This is a genomic window from Streptomyces sp. MMG1533 (assembly GCF_001279775.1).
Classification (GTDB): Bacteria; Actinomycetota; Actinomycetes; order Streptomycetales; family Streptomycetaceae; genus Streptomyces.
In genome coordinates, this window is sequence record NZ_LGDG01000036.1 from 1 (window position 1) to 14,896 (window position 14,896).

Annotated in this window: 8 protein-coding genes, 1 tRNA gene, 1 pseudogene and 1 riboswitch; of the genes and pseudogenes, 5 read left to right on the forward strand and 5 right to left on the reverse strand. The window is 72.8% G+C overall.

Annotated elements, in window-relative coordinates:
• A partial coding sequence (locus ADK57_RS06820) for an NPCBM/NEW2 domain-containing protein (protein WP_199830492.1) occupies window positions 1-578 on the forward strand: 578 nt, incomplete at its 5' end.
• Here ADK57_RS06820 and ADK57_RS06825 read toward each other — a convergent pair.
• Both ADK57_RS06825 and ADK57_RS06830 read right to left on the reverse strand, forming a co-directional pair.
• Window positions 575-3,874 (reverse strand): BTAD domain-containing putative transcriptional regulator, encoded by a 3,300-nt coding sequence (locus ADK57_RS06825; protein ID WP_053748446.1) that lies wholly within the window; start codon window positions 3,872-3,874, stop codon window positions 575-577. The genes ADK57_RS06820 and ADK57_RS06825 overlap by 4 nt on opposite strands.
• 202 nt (window positions 3,875-4,076) lie before the next feature.
• Entirely contained in the window at window positions 4,077-6,182 is a 2,106-nt protein-coding gene (locus tag ADK57_RS06830; RefSeq protein WP_053748447.1) for an asparagine synthase-related protein, read from the reverse strand.
• 750 nt (window positions 6,183-6,932) lie between these two features.
• Between ADK57_RS06830 and ADK57_RS06835 the strand changes: the two genes are divergently transcribed.
• The 4 genes from ADK57_RS06835 (at window position 6,933) to ADK57_RS06850 (ending at window position 12,739) form a co-directional block, all read left to right on the forward strand.
• Window positions 6,933-8,357: a hypothetical protein gene (locus ADK57_RS06835; protein WP_053748448.1), complete on the forward strand. Its 1,425-nt coding sequence runs from the start codon at window positions 6,933-6,935 to the stop codon at window positions 8,355-8,357.
• Between the two features lie 72 nt (window positions 8,358-8,429).
• Window positions 8,430-9,647, forward strand: coding sequence for an L-2-hydroxyglutarate oxidase (gene lhgO / locus ADK57_RS06840; RefSeq protein ID WP_053748449.1), 1,218 nt, complete (start codon window positions 8,430-8,432; stop codon window positions 9,645-9,647).
• A gap of 843 nt (window positions 9,648-10,490) precedes the next feature.
• Window positions 10,491-11,354 carry a tRNA (guanosine(46)-N7)-methyltransferase TrmB gene (gene trmB / locus ADK57_RS06845; RefSeq protein WP_053748450.1) on the forward strand — a complete coding sequence of 288 codons (864 nt, stop codon included), beginning with the start codon at window positions 10,491-10,493 and terminating at the stop codon, window positions 11,352-11,354.
• Between the two features lie 50 nt (window positions 11,355-11,404).
• Window positions 11,405-12,739 carry a PrsW family intramembrane metalloprotease gene (locus ADK57_RS06850; RefSeq protein ID WP_053748451.1) on the forward strand — a complete coding sequence of 445 codons (1,335 nt, stop codon included), beginning with the start codon at window positions 11,405-11,407 and terminating at the stop codon, window positions 12,737-12,739.
• A 91-nt stretch (window positions 12,740-12,830) separates the two neighbouring features.
• Here the strand turns inward: ADK57_RS06850 and ADK57_RS50935 are convergent.
• From ADK57_RS50935 to ADK57_RS06860, 3 genes and pseudogenes are all read right to left on the reverse strand, one after another.
• Window positions 12,831-12,971 (reverse strand): annotated as a pseudogene (locus ADK57_RS50935) (aldo/keto reductase); the annotation flags it as partial.
• 142 nt (window positions 12,972-13,113) lie between these two features.
• Complete coding sequence (locus ADK57_RS06855; RefSeq protein WP_053748452.1) at window positions 13,114-14,148, reverse strand: M23 family metallopeptidase; 1,035 nt, start codon at window positions 14,146-14,148, stop codon at window positions 13,114-13,116.
• An 11-nt stretch (window positions 14,149-14,159) separates the two neighbouring features.
• A riboswitch (cyclic di-AMP (ydaO/yuaA leader) is annotated at window positions 14,160-14,317 on the reverse strand.
• Between the two features lie 299 nt (window positions 14,318-14,616).
• Window positions 14,617-14,690, reverse strand: a tRNA-Met gene (locus ADK57_RS06860).
• Window positions 14,691-14,896 lie beyond the last annotated feature (206 nt).

The window sequence follows — 14,896 nt, forward strand, 5'->3', positions numbered from 1 at the left end:
CGACGCCGACGCCCACCCCCACTCCGACCCCCAACCCCGCCTCGACCCCGACGCCCGAGCCGACCCCCACTGCGACGCCGACAACCACACCGACGCCCACACCGACACCCACCCGCGCGCCGACCACCCCGCCGCCGCCCGCCCCGGCCGTCTACCAGTGGAGCGAGCTGTCGTACGACATCACCGGCGACGGCACCGAGCCCGAGATGCGGATCGGCGGGAGCAGCTGGGGGTGGCAGCGGTACGGCGGCTCGATCGCCGACAAAAAGTACCCGCACGGCGGGGCCGTGGACGGCCGCTCCTCCGTCACCATCGACCTCAACCGCCGGTGCTCCGCCTACGACGCGCTGGTCGGCGTCGACGACATGACGGCGGGGCTGGGCGAGGTGTACTTCTCGGTCTACGCCGACGGCATCCAGCTGTGGCGGTCCGGGATGGTCGAGGGCGGGGACGCGGTGGTGCCCGTCCATGTGAATCTCGCCGGGCACAAGACCGTACGGCTGGTGGTCGAGCCGCACAGCCACTTCGACGACCTGGCGCTCGCGGACTGGGCGGAGTCGAAGTTCACCTGTTCCTAGGGACGTACGGCGAGGTGGTCGCGCACCGCCTCGCCGAGGTCGCTCAGGATCTGGTCGACGGTGAGAGCCACGCCTGTGGCGTGCTCCGTCTCGTACGGCCCGGCGCCCAGCGCGGCCAGGGCGGCGGCCTCGGCCCGCTCGGCGGCCGCACGCTCCGGCATGGGCCGCGGATGGCCGCCGCGCCAGTGCTCGCCGGCCGCGAACAGACGCACCGCGCGCGGGTGGTCGCCGAGCCGGGACAGCAGGTCCGCCGTACTGTCCACGACCGCCGCTGTGACCGCGTCGGCGCACCGCTTCTCCACCGCCTCGCGCAGCGTCTCGCGCAGCTTCGGCAGTCCGTGCTCCGGGCCCGCCTCGGCGGCCGTCACCAACCCGTCGACCAGGTTCAGCATCGCCGTGAACTGGGGCGGCGGCGTGGCCGACGCGGCGGCCGCGCAGGCCGCCTCGTGCAGTCGGCGCGCGCGGGGAACGTCCTTCTCGTCCAGCGCGATCAGGGAACGCAGCAGCAGGACGAACGCCCGGGAGTCCGGTACGCCATACCGGTCGGCGGCGACACTCGCCTCGTCCAGCACGGCCAGCGCGGCCCCGCGGTCGCCCGCGCGGTAGGCGATCTCGGCGAGCCGCGCGAGGAGGAACGGCGTCTCGGTGTGGGCACCCACCTCGTAAGCGAGCCGCAGCGCCTCCTCGTACTCCCCCTTGGCCTCGTCCAGACGCCCGCGCGACATGTCGGCCTCCCCCGCCGCGCTGCACACCTGGGCCCACAGCCAGCGGTCGCCGACACGCCGGCTGAGCGCCCGCAGCTCCCTGAGGTCGTCGTCCACGCCCTGCAAGCCGCCCGGCGCGTCGACGACCATGTGCGTACGGAACATCAGGATGACGCCGATGTCCCAGTCACCGCCGTGTGCACGGCAGTTGGCGACCGCGGTGTCCAGGGCGGGCGCCGCGTCCACCGGGTCGCCCAGGAAGACGGTGGTCAGTGGCCAGGCGAGGCCCGGCATCCGGGCTGCCTCCGGGCCGCCCTTCTCGAAGAAGGTCCGCACGCGTCCGACGTACCGCTGCATCCGCTCGTCCAACTGCCCGTACATCGTCTCGGTCTCGGCCTTGAGGAAGAGGTGCAGCATCCGCAGCCTCATCCGCAGGGTGTGCAGCGGGTGGTGCGCCTCGCCCTCCGGGGCGGCGAGGAAGGCGTCGACGGGGTCGGGAGAGGGCAGTGGCAGGGCGGTCGGGAAGGAGGCCCGGGCGTCGCTGCCGACGGTGTCCAGGGCCACGCCGAGGCGCAGGACTTGGTCGCACCCTTCCACGCCCTCGTGGCGGTAGTTGCGCAGCCACCAGAACCAGCCCATGGCGAGGACGAGGGCGCCGGCCTCCTCCTCGGCACCGGCCGTCAGCGCGCGGTGCAGGGCCGCGCGGATGTTGTCCAGCTCGGTCTCCAGGCGGAAGATCCAGGGGAGTTGCGCGGCGGAGCGCAGCAGCGGCTCGGCCTCCTCGACGAGCGCGCGCACCCATGCGCGATGCCGGCGCTCGGCGGCGGCGCGCAGCCCGGGGGACTCGGCGGCACGCTCCACGGCGTACTCGTGGATGGTCTCCAGCATGCGGTAGCGCATGCCGTCGCTGCCGGGGCGGTCGCTCGGGGCGGCCACGATCAGGGACTTGTCGACGAGCGCCCCGAGCAGGTCCGCGACCGGGCCGGTGCAGACCGCCTCCGCCGCGTCGAGCTCCCAGCCGCCCGCGAACACGGACATCTCGCGCAGCACCGTCCGCTCCCGCTCGTCGAGCAGGTCCCAGGACCAGTCGACGACCGCGCGCAGGGTCTGCTGGCGGGGCAGGACCGTGCGGCTGCCGGAGGTGAGGAGGCGGAAGCGGTCGTCGAGGCGGTCGGCGATCTGGCGGGGTGTGAGCAGCCGCAGCCGGGCGGCGGCCAGCTCGATGGCGAGCGGCAGTCCGTCGAGCCGCCGGCAGATCTCCGCGACGGCCTCCTCGTCACCGAGCCCGGCGTCCGCGTCGGGACGGACGGCGGCCGCACGCTCGGCGAAGAGGCGGTGTGCCTGGTCGGGGAGGAGGGGTTCGACCGGGCGGACCGACTCGCCGGGGACGCCCAGGGGTTCACGGCTGGTGGCGAGGACGGTGAGCCCTGGGCAGCGGGTGAGGAGGGTCTCGGCGAGGTCGGCTGCCGCGCCGATGACATGTTCGCAGTTGTCAAGGATCAGGAGTTGGCTGCGGGGGGCGCAGTACTCGATCAGCAGGGCGACGGGGTCGTCCTGCGGGGCCGTCAGCTCGGTGGTCATGAGCACGGTCTCGCGCAGACCGAGCGCACTGACCACCGCGCCTGGCACCGCCTCCGGCCGGTCGAGCGGGGCGAGCTCGGCCAGCCATGCCTGCGGCAGCCCGGCGGCGGCTTCCTCGGCGAGACGGGTCTTTCCGGAGCCGCCCGGTCCGGTGAGGGTGACGAGACGGGCCCTGTGCAATTCGGAACGGATGGCGCCGAGTTCGGGTTCCCGGCCGACGAAGGATGTCAGACGGGGGCGGAGGTTGCCGGTGCGCTCGGGGGGCTGGGGGCGCGGTACGGCCGTCGGGGGTGCCGCGAGCAGTTCGGTGTGCAGGGCGCGGAGTTCGGGGCCGGGGTCGGCGCCGAGGCCGTCGGCGAGGGCGTGGCGTGCGGTGTCGTAGGCGGCGAGGGCGTCGGCGGCGCGGCCGGTGTCGCGCAGGGCGCGGATGAGGAGGACGCGCAGCGGTTCGTCGTACGGATGCGCCGCGGTCAGCTCCTTCAGCTCCGGTACGACGTCCTGGGCTCGGCCCAGCAGCAGGTGCGCCGCGATCCGGGCACGGGTCGCCTCCAGGCGCAGCGCCTCCGGGCGGGTGGCGGCGGTGCGGTCGGGGAGGTCGGCGAGGGCGGGGCCGCGCCACAGGGCGAGGGCGGCGTCGAGGGCTCGGGCGGCGGCGGGGGCGTCGCCGTGGTTCAGGGCGTCGGTGCCCTGGCGTACCAACCGCTCGAAGACGAACAGGTCCACGTCGCCCTCGGTCGCGGCGAGTCGGTAGCCGCCGGGCTCGGAGGCGACGGCGGCCTTGCCTATGCCGGCGGTACGGCGGAGGCGGCCGACGAGGGCCTGGAGGGCGGCCGGCGCGTCCTGGGGCGGGGCGCCGGACCACACCTCGTCGATCAGGGTGTCGGGGGTGGTGACGCGGCCGGGGCGGAGGGCGAGGGCGGCAAGGAGGGCACGGAGGCGGGGGCCGCCGAGGGGTACGACGGTGCCGTTCTCGTCCTCGGCCTGGGTGACGCCCAGGATTCTGTACCGCACCGGGTCATTGTCGCCGGGGTCGCTGTGCGGGGCACGGGGTTTGCAGGCCGGGGGTGGGTGAGTCGCCCGGCGCGGTGGAGGTACCCGGCGTTGGTGCTGGGGAGGTGGGTCGCGCAGCCCGGCGCCACGGGGTGCCGCCCGTGCCCACCCGTGCCGCCCCGGCGGCACGACTGCCCGCGGCTTGCGCGGACGGACACGCGCCCTAGGCCAGCGCCGCCCCGCCGGAAGCGCCCGCCCCCAACGCCCCCCGCTGCGGCTTGATCCCCTCCGGTACCGCACGCGCGCGTGCCGGGGTGCCGGTCCAGCAGGTGCCTCGGCGGGCGAGGAGGCGGCCCAGCCACAGCTCCAGGGAGACCAGGTCCGCGAGGCCGTCCAGGGGCAGCGGTTCGCCCTCGGCCGCCGCGCGCAGGGCCTTGCGGACCACCCGGGCCTCCACCAGACCCGCCTGGGCCAGCAGCGGTGTGCCGAAGAGCGCCATCAGGGAGTCCGCGGCCACGCGCAGGCCTGTGCGGGCGGCCGCGGCCGAGGAGGCGTGGGTGGGGGCGCCCCAGCCCGGGGGGAGGTCGGCGACGCCGGCGCCCTCCAGGACCGTACGCAGAATCGCTGCCCGTGCGCCCGGCTGGACCCGCAGCGCCTCCGGGAGGGCGCGGCAGGCGCGGACGACCTGGTTGTCGAGGAAGGGGGCGTGCAGGCGTTGGAAGCGGATCTCGGCCGCCTGTTCCAGGATGCGGAGGTCCGCCGCGGTGCGGGCGAGGGCTCCGCGCGCGCGGAAGTCGCCGGGGCGTTGGCCCGGGCCGACCCCGGAGCGGTGGGTCGCGCCCTGGAGGCGAACCGATACTTCAGCAAGGGCCTCGCCGGTGAGCCAGCGCGCCGCCGGGCCCGGTCTGGCCCAGGCGAGCGCGGACAGGGACGCCCCCACGGCACCTCCGGGTTCGTCGAAGCGGCGCTGCATGAGGCGGTCGGCGAGGACCTCGAGACCGGCGCGGTAGGGCGTACGGGCAAGGCGCCGTGCGGCGCCGTACACGCGCGCGGGGACCAGTACCGAGCCGTCCGCCTTGGCGAGCGCGGCGACGGGACGTACGAGGTGGCGGCGTTTGCGGTCCATCAGGAGGTCCGCGAGGCGGGCCGGGTGGGCGTCCAGGACCTGGCGGGCGCCGTAGCCGGTGAAGTGGTCCGCGCTTCCGGAGGCGAGGCGCGCGCGATGGCGGGCCGCCGTCACCAGGGACGGGCCGGGTTCGTCGGTCAGGGGGCCGTCGAGTTCGGCGTACGGGAGGGTCTCCTCGCCGCCGGTCACCACCACGTGGTGCAGGCGCGGGTTGGCCGCGAGCGTGCCCGCCCGCTCCAGCTCGGACTCCCGGCCGCCGACGGCCAGGTCGTTGAAGGTGACGGCCAGCAGCCGCTCCCCCGCGCCCGTGCCGTGTCCCAGCACTGTGCCCGGCATGCCCGGGAGGCCGGCGGCGAGCAGGGCCAGCGTTCCCGAGGCGGGTCCCCCGGACAGGTCAGCCCCGATGCCCGGAACGGGCATCCCGCGCGCGGCACGCCGTTCCGCGGGCCCCATGCCCGGAACCGGGCCGGGGTCGATGTCGGCGCCGGGGACGTGCCGAGGAGCCGACAGACGCACGCGTACCGCCTCGACCAGCGCGTCTCGTACGGCGTCCACCGCGCGGTCCGGGTCCGCGGAGGGCGCCGCCACCGCGAGGGAGGCGACCTGCTCGTAGCCGGCGATCTCGCGCGCCCCGGCGCGCAGGATCAGCGCGTGCCCCGGCGGAATGCGCTGTACGCCCTCGTAGGGGGTGGAGTCGTGCAGCGCGGCCGGTACGTCGGGGGCGGCGAGCAGCGCGGCGAGGTGGCCGTAGTCGAGGTTGGCCTCGATGAGGTCGGCGAGCGGGAGCGCGGCCGTGGCGTAGGCGGTGCCGCCGGCCCAGGGGGTGTGGAACACGGGGCGTGCGCCCGCCAGGTCGCCGCAGACGGTGATCCGGCGGCCCACCTGGACGACGGCCGTGTAACTGCCCGGCCAGGCCGTCAGATGCCTGAGCGCGCCTCCGCGCGCGGCGAACAGCCCGACCCTCAGCTGCTCGTCCGTCGCCCCGCAGATGCCGAGGACCGCGATCCGGGTCTGCGCGTCGGCCTTCACGACCCGCACCTCGTCCGGGCGCCAGTCGCCGACCGCCCACAGCGGATCGGGGTCGCCCCACAGAAGGTGGGAGCCCACCGGGTGCAGGGTCTCGCCGTCGTGTCCGACCGCCCCCGCGGAGCCGGCTTCGGCTGCCCTCGCGGCGGTGCTGCTCCACCCCACCAACCACCGCATCGACGCCTCCACAGGCTGTGGACAACCAGTGCACCGTACGAACTCGGCACCATGCTGCCATGAAGGAGGCGCACCGGAGAGGCGGTGGGGCCGCTTGTGCTCCCCGGAATGCGCCCCGGCGCAGACACTTGCACCCGTCGAACACCCGGGCGAGGCAAGAAGATCGAGGGGTGATCGAGGGGCCATCGAGAGGGGGACGGCACAATGATCGAGGGGCTGCGACAGAATGACTGCGACGCGAATGCGCCCCCGATACGCTCCCCCAAAACACCCTGCGCGCCCTCAAGTTCCATGGTGGGAGGGCTGATGGCCCGCGCAGGGAAGGGTCGATTTTCGGCCAATTCGGCGTCAACGGAACGGCGTTGCACACGCTCCGTACATGCTCCGCCCACCGCCCCGGCGAGCGCGCAGCCCGGGAGACGGAGTTCGCCCCCCGGGCCGTTCCGCCACCCGCGGGGATGTAGGCGGCGGTGTCCCCCAGCCCACTGGATCCAGTACAGCGGGCCGACCCACGCACGGCCCATGGAACCGCTCCCGCAGTGGCCGGAGAAGAGCGCACACACAGGCGCACGGCCACACAACGGGAGCACGATGCAACTGCGCGTATCGGACCCGCACTTCAGTACGGACCACAATCCCGCCATCCGGAACAATGCCCCTTAACGCTTGGGATGCGGCGAACTACGCTGGGTTTACGAATGCCGCGTGGTTATGCCAGCGCGGCAGCCGTCTGTGTCGAGGGGTGGCGCAATGTCCAGGGAGCAACGCGGGCCGAACGAAAAACTCGGCGCCGTTCTCGCCCTCGCGGGAATCAGCAACGCAGGACTCGCACGACGCGTCAACGACCTTGGCGCTCAACGCGGGTTGACTCTTCGCTACGACAAGACCTCGGTGGCGCGCTGGGTATCGAAGGGCATGGTGCCGCAGGGCGCTGCGCCGCACCTCATCGCCGCCGCCATAGGGCAGAAGCTCGGCCGCCCGGTGCCGCTCCACGAGATCGGCCTGGCGGACGCGGATCCCGCACCCGAAGTGGGCCTCGCCTTCCCCAGAGACGTCGGACAGGCGGTGCGCTCGGCGACGGAGCTGTACCGACTCGACCTCGCAGGACGCCGGGCAGGGTCCGGCGGCATCTGGCAGTCGCTGGCCGGATCATTCGCGGTAAGCGCATACGCAACGCCTGCCTCACGGTGGCTGATAACCCCGGCCGACAGCTCGGTGGCGCGCGATGTGAACCCCGGCGAGGGCTCCGGCGCACCGCTCAAAGTCGGCCACAGCGATGTGCAGAAACTGCGGGAGGCCGCAGAGGACGCCAGGCGCTGGGACTCCAAGTACGGAGGCGGCGACTGGCGTTCTTCGATGGTGCCCGAATGCCTGCGTGTGGAGGCGGCCCCGCTGCTGCTGGGCTCCTACTCGGACGAGGTCGGCAGGGCCCTCTTCGGGGCGAGCGCCGAGCTCACCCGCCTCGCGGGCTGGATGGCCTTCGACACGGGCCAGCAGGAGGCGGCCCAGCGGTACTACATCCAGGCGCTGCGCCTCGCGCGCGCTGCCGCCGACGTCCCCCTCGGGGGGTACGTCCTGGCCTCCATGTCCCTCCAGGCGACCTACCGCGGCTTCGGCGACGAGGGCGTCGACCTCGCCCAGGCCGCCCTGGAACGCAACCGGGGCCTCGCCACCGCCCGCACCATGAGCTTCTTCCGCCTCGTCGAGGCACGCGCCCACGCGCGCGCGAGTGACGCCCAGGCGGCCGGCGCCGCCCTGCGCGCCGCCGAGGGCTGGCTGGAGCGGGCCCGCGACGGCGACAGCGACCCGTCCTGGCTCGGCTTCTACTCGTACGACCGTTTCGCCGCGGACGCCGCCGAGTGCTACCGCGACCTGAAGGCACCGCGCCAGGTCCGCCGCTTCACCGAGCAGGCACTGTCGAAGCCGACGGAGGAATTCGTACGCTCGCACGGCCTCCGCCTCGTCGTGTCGGCGGTCGCCGAGCTGGAGTCCGGCAATCTCGACGCGGCATGCGAGCAGGGCGTACGAGCGGTGGAGGTCGCGGGGCGCATCTCCTCGGCCCGCACCACCGAGTACGTGAAGGACCTCCTGCACCGGCTGGAGCCGTACGGCGACGAACCGCGCGTGGTCGAGCTGCGGGAGCGGGCGCGGCCGCTGCTCATGACGCCTGCCTGAGCCGGGCTACTCCGTCCGCCTCCCGGGTTTGAGCGCATTGTCAGTGGCGCAGTGCACTATCGAAGCCGGGAGGTGGTGCAGGTGCGGGAGATCGCGTTCGACTGTGACGTGCTGGTGGTCGGCGGCGGGATCGTCGGTCTGTCCACCGCGTATGCGATCACGCGCGCCGCGCCGGGCACGCGGGTGACGGTGCTGGAGAAGGAGGCCGGGCCCGCCCGGCACCAGACCGGGCGCAACAGCGGGGTGATCCACAGCGGGATCTACTACCGGCCCGGCTCGCTCAAGGCGCGGTATGCCGTGCGGGGCGCCGCCGAGATGATCAAGTTCTGCGCGGAGTACGACATCCCGCACGCCGTCACCGGAAAGCTGATCGTCGCGACCGACCGGGCCGAGCTGCCTCGCCTGCACGCGCTCGTGCAGCGCGGCCGGGAGAACGGCATTCCGGTCCGGGAACTGGGCGCCGCCCAGATCGCGGAGTACGAACCGGAGGTGCGCGGGCTCGCCGCGATACACGTCGGGACGACGGGTGTGTGCGACTTCGCCGAGGTCGCGCGGCGGCTGGGCGAGGCGTCGGGGGCGGAGATCCGGTACGGGGCGCGGATCGTACGGGTGGATCGGCGGCCGGAGCTCGGGGTGGCCGTTCGGACGGCGGGCGGGGACGTCGTGCGGGGGCGGGTGCTGGTGAACTGCGCCGGGCTGTACTGCGACGAGGTCGCGCGGATGACCGGGGACGAGCCGGGGATGCGGATCGTGCCGTTCCGGGGGGAGTACTACTCGCTGGCGCGGCCTGCGCTGGTGCGGGGACTGGTCTATCCGGTGCCGGATCCGGCGTTTCCGTTCCTCGGCGTGCATCTCACGCGGGGGATCGACGGGGATGTGCACGTCGGACCCAACGCGGTGCCGGCGCTGGCTCGGGAGGGGTACGCGTGGGGTGTGGTGCGGCCTCGGGAGGTGGCGGAGACGCTGCGGTGGCCCGGGGTGTGGCGGATGGCCCGGCGGCACTGGCGGTACGGGGCGGGGGAGCTGCGGCGGTCGGTGTCGAAAGGGGCGTTCGTCGAGGCGGTGCGTCGGTTGTTGCCGGCGGTTGAGGAGAGGGATCTGGTGCCGGCGGCTGCGGGGGTGCGGGCGCAGGCGGTGCTTCGGGACGGTGTGCTGGTGGACGACTTCTTGATCCGGGAGGGGGCGCGGGCTGTGCATGTGCTGAACGCTCCTTCGCCTGCGGCGACGGCCTCGCTGCCGGTGGGGCGGGAGGTGGCTCGGCGGGCGTTGGCCGCGCTGTCGTCCGTGTGACGGGTCCCGTGCCCGGCGCTGTGGTTACCGCCGACCTGTTCTCGCCCCCGCCGCCCCTACCCGTCCCATCCCCAGGGGCTCCGCCCCTTCGACCCCACCAGGGGCTCCGCCCTGAACCCCGGCGGGGACTGCGTCCCCTGCGCCCCTCGCGGGGGTTACCCCCTGGGCCCTGGCGGGGACTACGTCCCCTGCACCCCTCGCGGGGGTTACCCCCTGGGCCCTGGCGGGGACTGCGCCCCCTGCACCCCTCCAGGGCGGAGCCCCCAGGTACACGGTCCTCGCGGTGATCGCCCCCTGACCCCCGACGGGGACTACGTCCCCTGCACCCCTCGCGGGAGTCGCCCTCTGAGCCCCGGCGGGGGCTGCATCCCCTGCACCCCTCTGGGGCGGAGCCCCCGGGCACGCGGCTCTCGGGGTTCGTCCCTAGGCCCCCGGCGGGGACTGCATCCGCTGCACCCCTGCGGGGCGGAGCCCCCGGGCACGCGGCTCTCGGGGTTCGTCCCTAGGCCCCCGGCGGGGACTGCATCCGCTGCACCCCTGCGGGGCGGAGCCCCCAGGCACGCGGCGCTCTCGGGGATCGCCCCTAGGCCCCGACGGGAACTGCGCCTCCTGCACCCTCCAGGGCGAAGCCCCCAGATACACGGTCCTCGCGGGGATCGCCCCCCCAGGCCCCCGGCGGAAACTGCGCCCCCTGCACCCCTCCGGGGCGAAGCCCTCAGATGCGCGGCGCGGCGCTCGGCGGCGCTCGGGCTCGCATGCCGGAGGGGGTGGGGGCTCGTGGGGGCTCCGCCCCGGGGACGGGAGCGTGGGTGGGTCGGCTGGGGTCGTAAAATCGGGTTCACTGTGTCTGAGTTCCTCAATGCCCCCGAAACCCGCCCGGCTGCCGACGTCGACCCCGGCCGGCGCACTCCGCACGCGCCCGGAGTCTCCGTCCGGCATGTTCGGGCCAAGGGGGAGCCTCGTTTCCCCGACGGGCCCATTGCTGATCCTGCGGGGTCGCACTTTGAGCGGCGGATTCGGAGTTTTCAGCCTCGGCGGAGTCGGGTCACGGCGGGGCAGGCGGATGCGTTGCAGCGGTTGTGGCCCCAGTGGGGGCTCGACATCGACGGGCAGCGAGTTGTCGATCTTGGTGAGCTGTTCGGGAACGGCAATCCCGTCGTGCTCGAGATCGGGTTCGGGATGGGGGAGGCCACGGCCCGCATGGCGGCCGCCGACCCGGACACCAACATCCTCGGCGTGGACGTACACACCCCTGGGCAGGGCAATCTGCTCAATCTCGCCGATCAGCAGGGCCTGTCCAACATCCGCGTCGGCAACGGCGATGCCATCATCCTGCTGCGCGAGATGCTCGCCCCCGACTCCCTCGCCGGGCTCCGCGTGTACTTCCCCGACCCCTGGCCCAAGAAGCGGCACCACAAGCGGCGGCTGATCCAGCCGGAGTTCCTCGACCTCGCCGCGACCCGGCTCGGACCGGGCGCGATCGTGCACTGTGCGACGGACTGGGAGCCGTATGCGGAGCAGATGCTCGAGGTGCTCACGGCGCACCCCGCCTTCGAGAACACGCAGCCGGAGGGCGGTTTTGCGCCGCGTCCCGAGTTCCGGCCGCTGACTCGTTTCGAGGGCCAGGGACTGGAGAAGGGACATGTCGTGAACGACCTGCTCTTCCGTCGCGTAGAGCACAAGGACCAGCCCCCCACCGGCGTCTGACCCCCCTCTCCCCCTGCGGGCGGCGCCACTGCCTCGTTAGGGTCAATGCCGTGGCCACCGTTCCTCCCTACCCGACGCACCCCGGTGATCCGACCGGCGGCGCACTGCGGCACGCGCACTGGTGGCAGAAGAAGTGGGTGCGTTACGGCGCGCTGAGCACGCTGCTCGCGCTCTCCGGGCTCGTCATCCTCGCCCTGGTCCGCGAACAGACCGGCACCGAAGGGTTCCTGGTCGGGCTCGGACTCTCCGTGCTGCCCGTCCCGCTCCTCATGGCCGCCTTCCGGTGGCTCGACCGGGTCGAGCCCGGCCCCTGGCGCAACCTGCTGTTCGCCTTCGCCTGGGGGGCCTGCGCGGCGGCGCTGATAGCGATCATCGCCAACAGTTTCGCGACCAGATGGATAGCGACGGCCACGGCGGATCCCTCCAGCGCGGACACCCTCGGCGCGACCGTCATAGCGCCGGTCGTGGAGGAATCGGCCAAGGCCGCTGCCGTTTTACTCGTCTTCCTCTTCCGGCGACGCGACTTCACCGGGATCGTCGACGGGGTGGTGATAGCCGGGGTCACCGCCACCGGGTTCGCCTTCACCGAGAACATCCTCTACCTCGGCACCGCCTTCGGTACCGACCAGCTGACCGGCGACACCGGGATCGCCTCCGTCACGGCGGCGACCTTCTTCGTGCGGATCATCATGTCGCCGTTCGCGCACCCGCTCTTCACCGTCCTCACCGGCATCGGCTTCGGCATCTCCGCGCTCTCGGCGGAACACCAGCACGTGCGACGAGTGCTGCTGCCGCTGTCCGGGCTGCTGCTCGCGATGGGCATGCACGCGATCTGGAACGGCTCGTCGACGTTCGGCGAGTACGGGTTCTTCGCCGTCTACGCGGCCTTCATGGTCCCCGCGTTCGGGCTGCTGACCTGGCTCGTCATCTGGACCAGGCAGCGTGAGCTGAAGACCGTACGGGAGGAGCTGCCCGCGTACACCGTGGCGGGCTGGCTGACGCCGGCCGAGCCGTACGCGCTCGGTTCGATGCGGGCACGGCGGCTGGCCCGCGACTACGCCCGGCAGCACTTCGGGCGGCCCGCGGCGCGGGCGGTGGCGCAGTACGAGGCGTACGCGACCTCGCTGGCGTTCCTGCGGCAGCGGGGGCGTCGTGGGCGGGCCGAGGCGGACTTCGCCGTACGGGAACGGGAGTTGCTGGCCGAGCTGTGGTGGCGCCGGGAGGTGGCGCGTCCCGCGCTGGACCACGCGGCACGGGCGACGGCACCGCCGGTGGCGGTGGTCGCACCGCCGTGGCCGGTGTACGGGGTGTACGGGTACCCGGCGGCGTCGGCGTATCCGGCGGTGCCGTATCCCTCCTACTCCTACAACCCGTACCGGACGTAGCCCAAAAGCGTTCGGCACCGCCGGACACCGGGACACCCGGAAGCGCCCGCCCCAGGATCAGGCAGAAGCCTCCGTCAACCGCGCGAGCTCCGCCTCCGTCAGCGGCGTACGCGTCGAGGACGGCGAAGGAGGCCGCCTCGTCGGCGGTCCAGCCGAAGACGTTGCCGCCGAGGGAGAGCGGGAAGACCTCGAGGTCCGAGGAGCCGAGCTTGCGAAGCGAAGGGGAAGTCATGCTCCCCTTCAACGACCGCTTCGGATCCCGTCATTCCACTCATTCCACGAGCGCCCGCAAGACCCCCGTAAACACCTGCCCGGCGGCCCTGACGAGGCGAAGCTGCCGTCAGGAGCGCCGGGATTCAGAGAATGAGCAGGTGTCAGGGGTTGAGGCCCTTGCTCCGCAGCCACGCCATCGGGTCGATGCCGGAGGAGTCGGAAGCACTGGTGTGGACCTCGAGGTGCAGGTGCGCCCCGGTGACGTTCCCCGTCGCGCCCACCCGCCCGATGACGTCACCGGTGTTGACCTTCTGGCCGACGCTGACGCTGATCGACGACTGGTGGGCGAACCAGAGCTCCGTGCCGTCGTCGAGGGTGAGCACGGTCTTGTAGCCGTACGACCCGTCCCAGCCGGCCTGCGTGATCGTCCCGCTGTGGACGGCCTTGATGAGGGTGCCCGTGGGCGCGGCGAAGTCGAGGCCGGTGTGGTAGCCGGAGGACCAGAGCGAGCCGGCCTGGCCGAAGGTCGAAGTGATCGTGTACGAGGAGGTCGGCAGCGTGAACTGCTTGGCCAGCTCGGCGAGGCGCTCGGCCTCGGCCTTCTTCTCGGCCTCCTCCTGCGCCTTCTGCTTCGCGGCGGCAGCCTTGGCCTCGGCTTCCTTCTCCGCCTTGGCGGCGGCTTCGGCGGCCTGCTTCTCGGCGGCGGCCACGGCGTCGGCGGCGGCCTTGCTCTCGACCTGGTCCTGCTGCTGCTCCGCCTGGGCCATGATCCGGGCACGCAGCGCCTCGCCGGCGTCGGCGGTGCCCTGCTCGGTGTCGGTCGAGGTCACGCCGACGCTGCTGAGCGCGGTGGCGGAGCCGTCGGCGGCGTCCGAGTCGTCGGAGATGAGGGAGCCCACGTTGGGCAGGTCGGGAATGGAGATCGACACCGGCGGCTTGCCGGTCTGCGCGCTGGCCATGCCGCCCGCGCCGACGGCGGCTATGACGCCTACGCCGAGAACGGTGGAGCTGCGGGCGAGCCCGCCACGCTGCTTGGCTACGCGATGCCGGCCACGTACGGGCCGGAGGGACTCCTCGGTGGGATTCCACTCCGTCCAGGGGCCCTCGTCGGTGCGGTACTCGCCGTAGCCGAAGGTCTCGCTGTCGCGCTGGCTCGGCACGAACGGGGCTTCTGGGGCAGGCCGGTTGGACGCCACGTGGGCGTGCTCCTTTCCTTCCTTCTCGCCTACCGGGTTAGCTGACGGGTTCGGAGCAGGAAGGTCTCCTACGCGCGTATACCCCCCGTGACTTCACGGTGGCATCCGCGCGATTCACCCCAAGGTGGTGGTTCCCCGGTTCCCTTGCGGAATTCGGCGCGTGCGCACGGAGCCGACTCTTGTGACGGCTGGGACGACCGCGCTGCGTTATCGAACGTTAATAGACGCGGGCCCCCGATTCCAAGCTGTTCCACTTGATCATTAACCTTTCCGCGGAGGACTAACGTCCCATGACCGGCGAAAAACGGGCGAGTTGACCAAGCCTCGGCAACCTCACAGGTAATGACGGTATGTCAGTTGTTATGCGGAGGGCGCTCAACCGATCACCCCTCGTAACAAGGGGCGCGAGACTGCCCACACATGCACCGAGGGCCGGAACCCTTTCGGATTCCGGCCCTCGGCCTTCAGTAGCGGGGACAGGATTTGAACCTGCGACCTCTGGGTTATGAGCCCAGCGAGCTACCGAGCTGCTCCACCCCGCGTCGTTGTGTCTTCAGTGTACGCCATCCGCGGGACGGAAGTCGCATCGGCTTCAGCTGCCCGGTTTGCGCCCGTCTCGGGTGTACGCCCCCGCACCCGCGTACGGCGCCAAGGGGACGTGTCGGGGGGTGTCCGCCCGCAGCGGTTGGCGCGTCAACACGTTCGCCCCTGCAGAAGACCGATTCCGCGCCGTTCCGAGGACGGACAC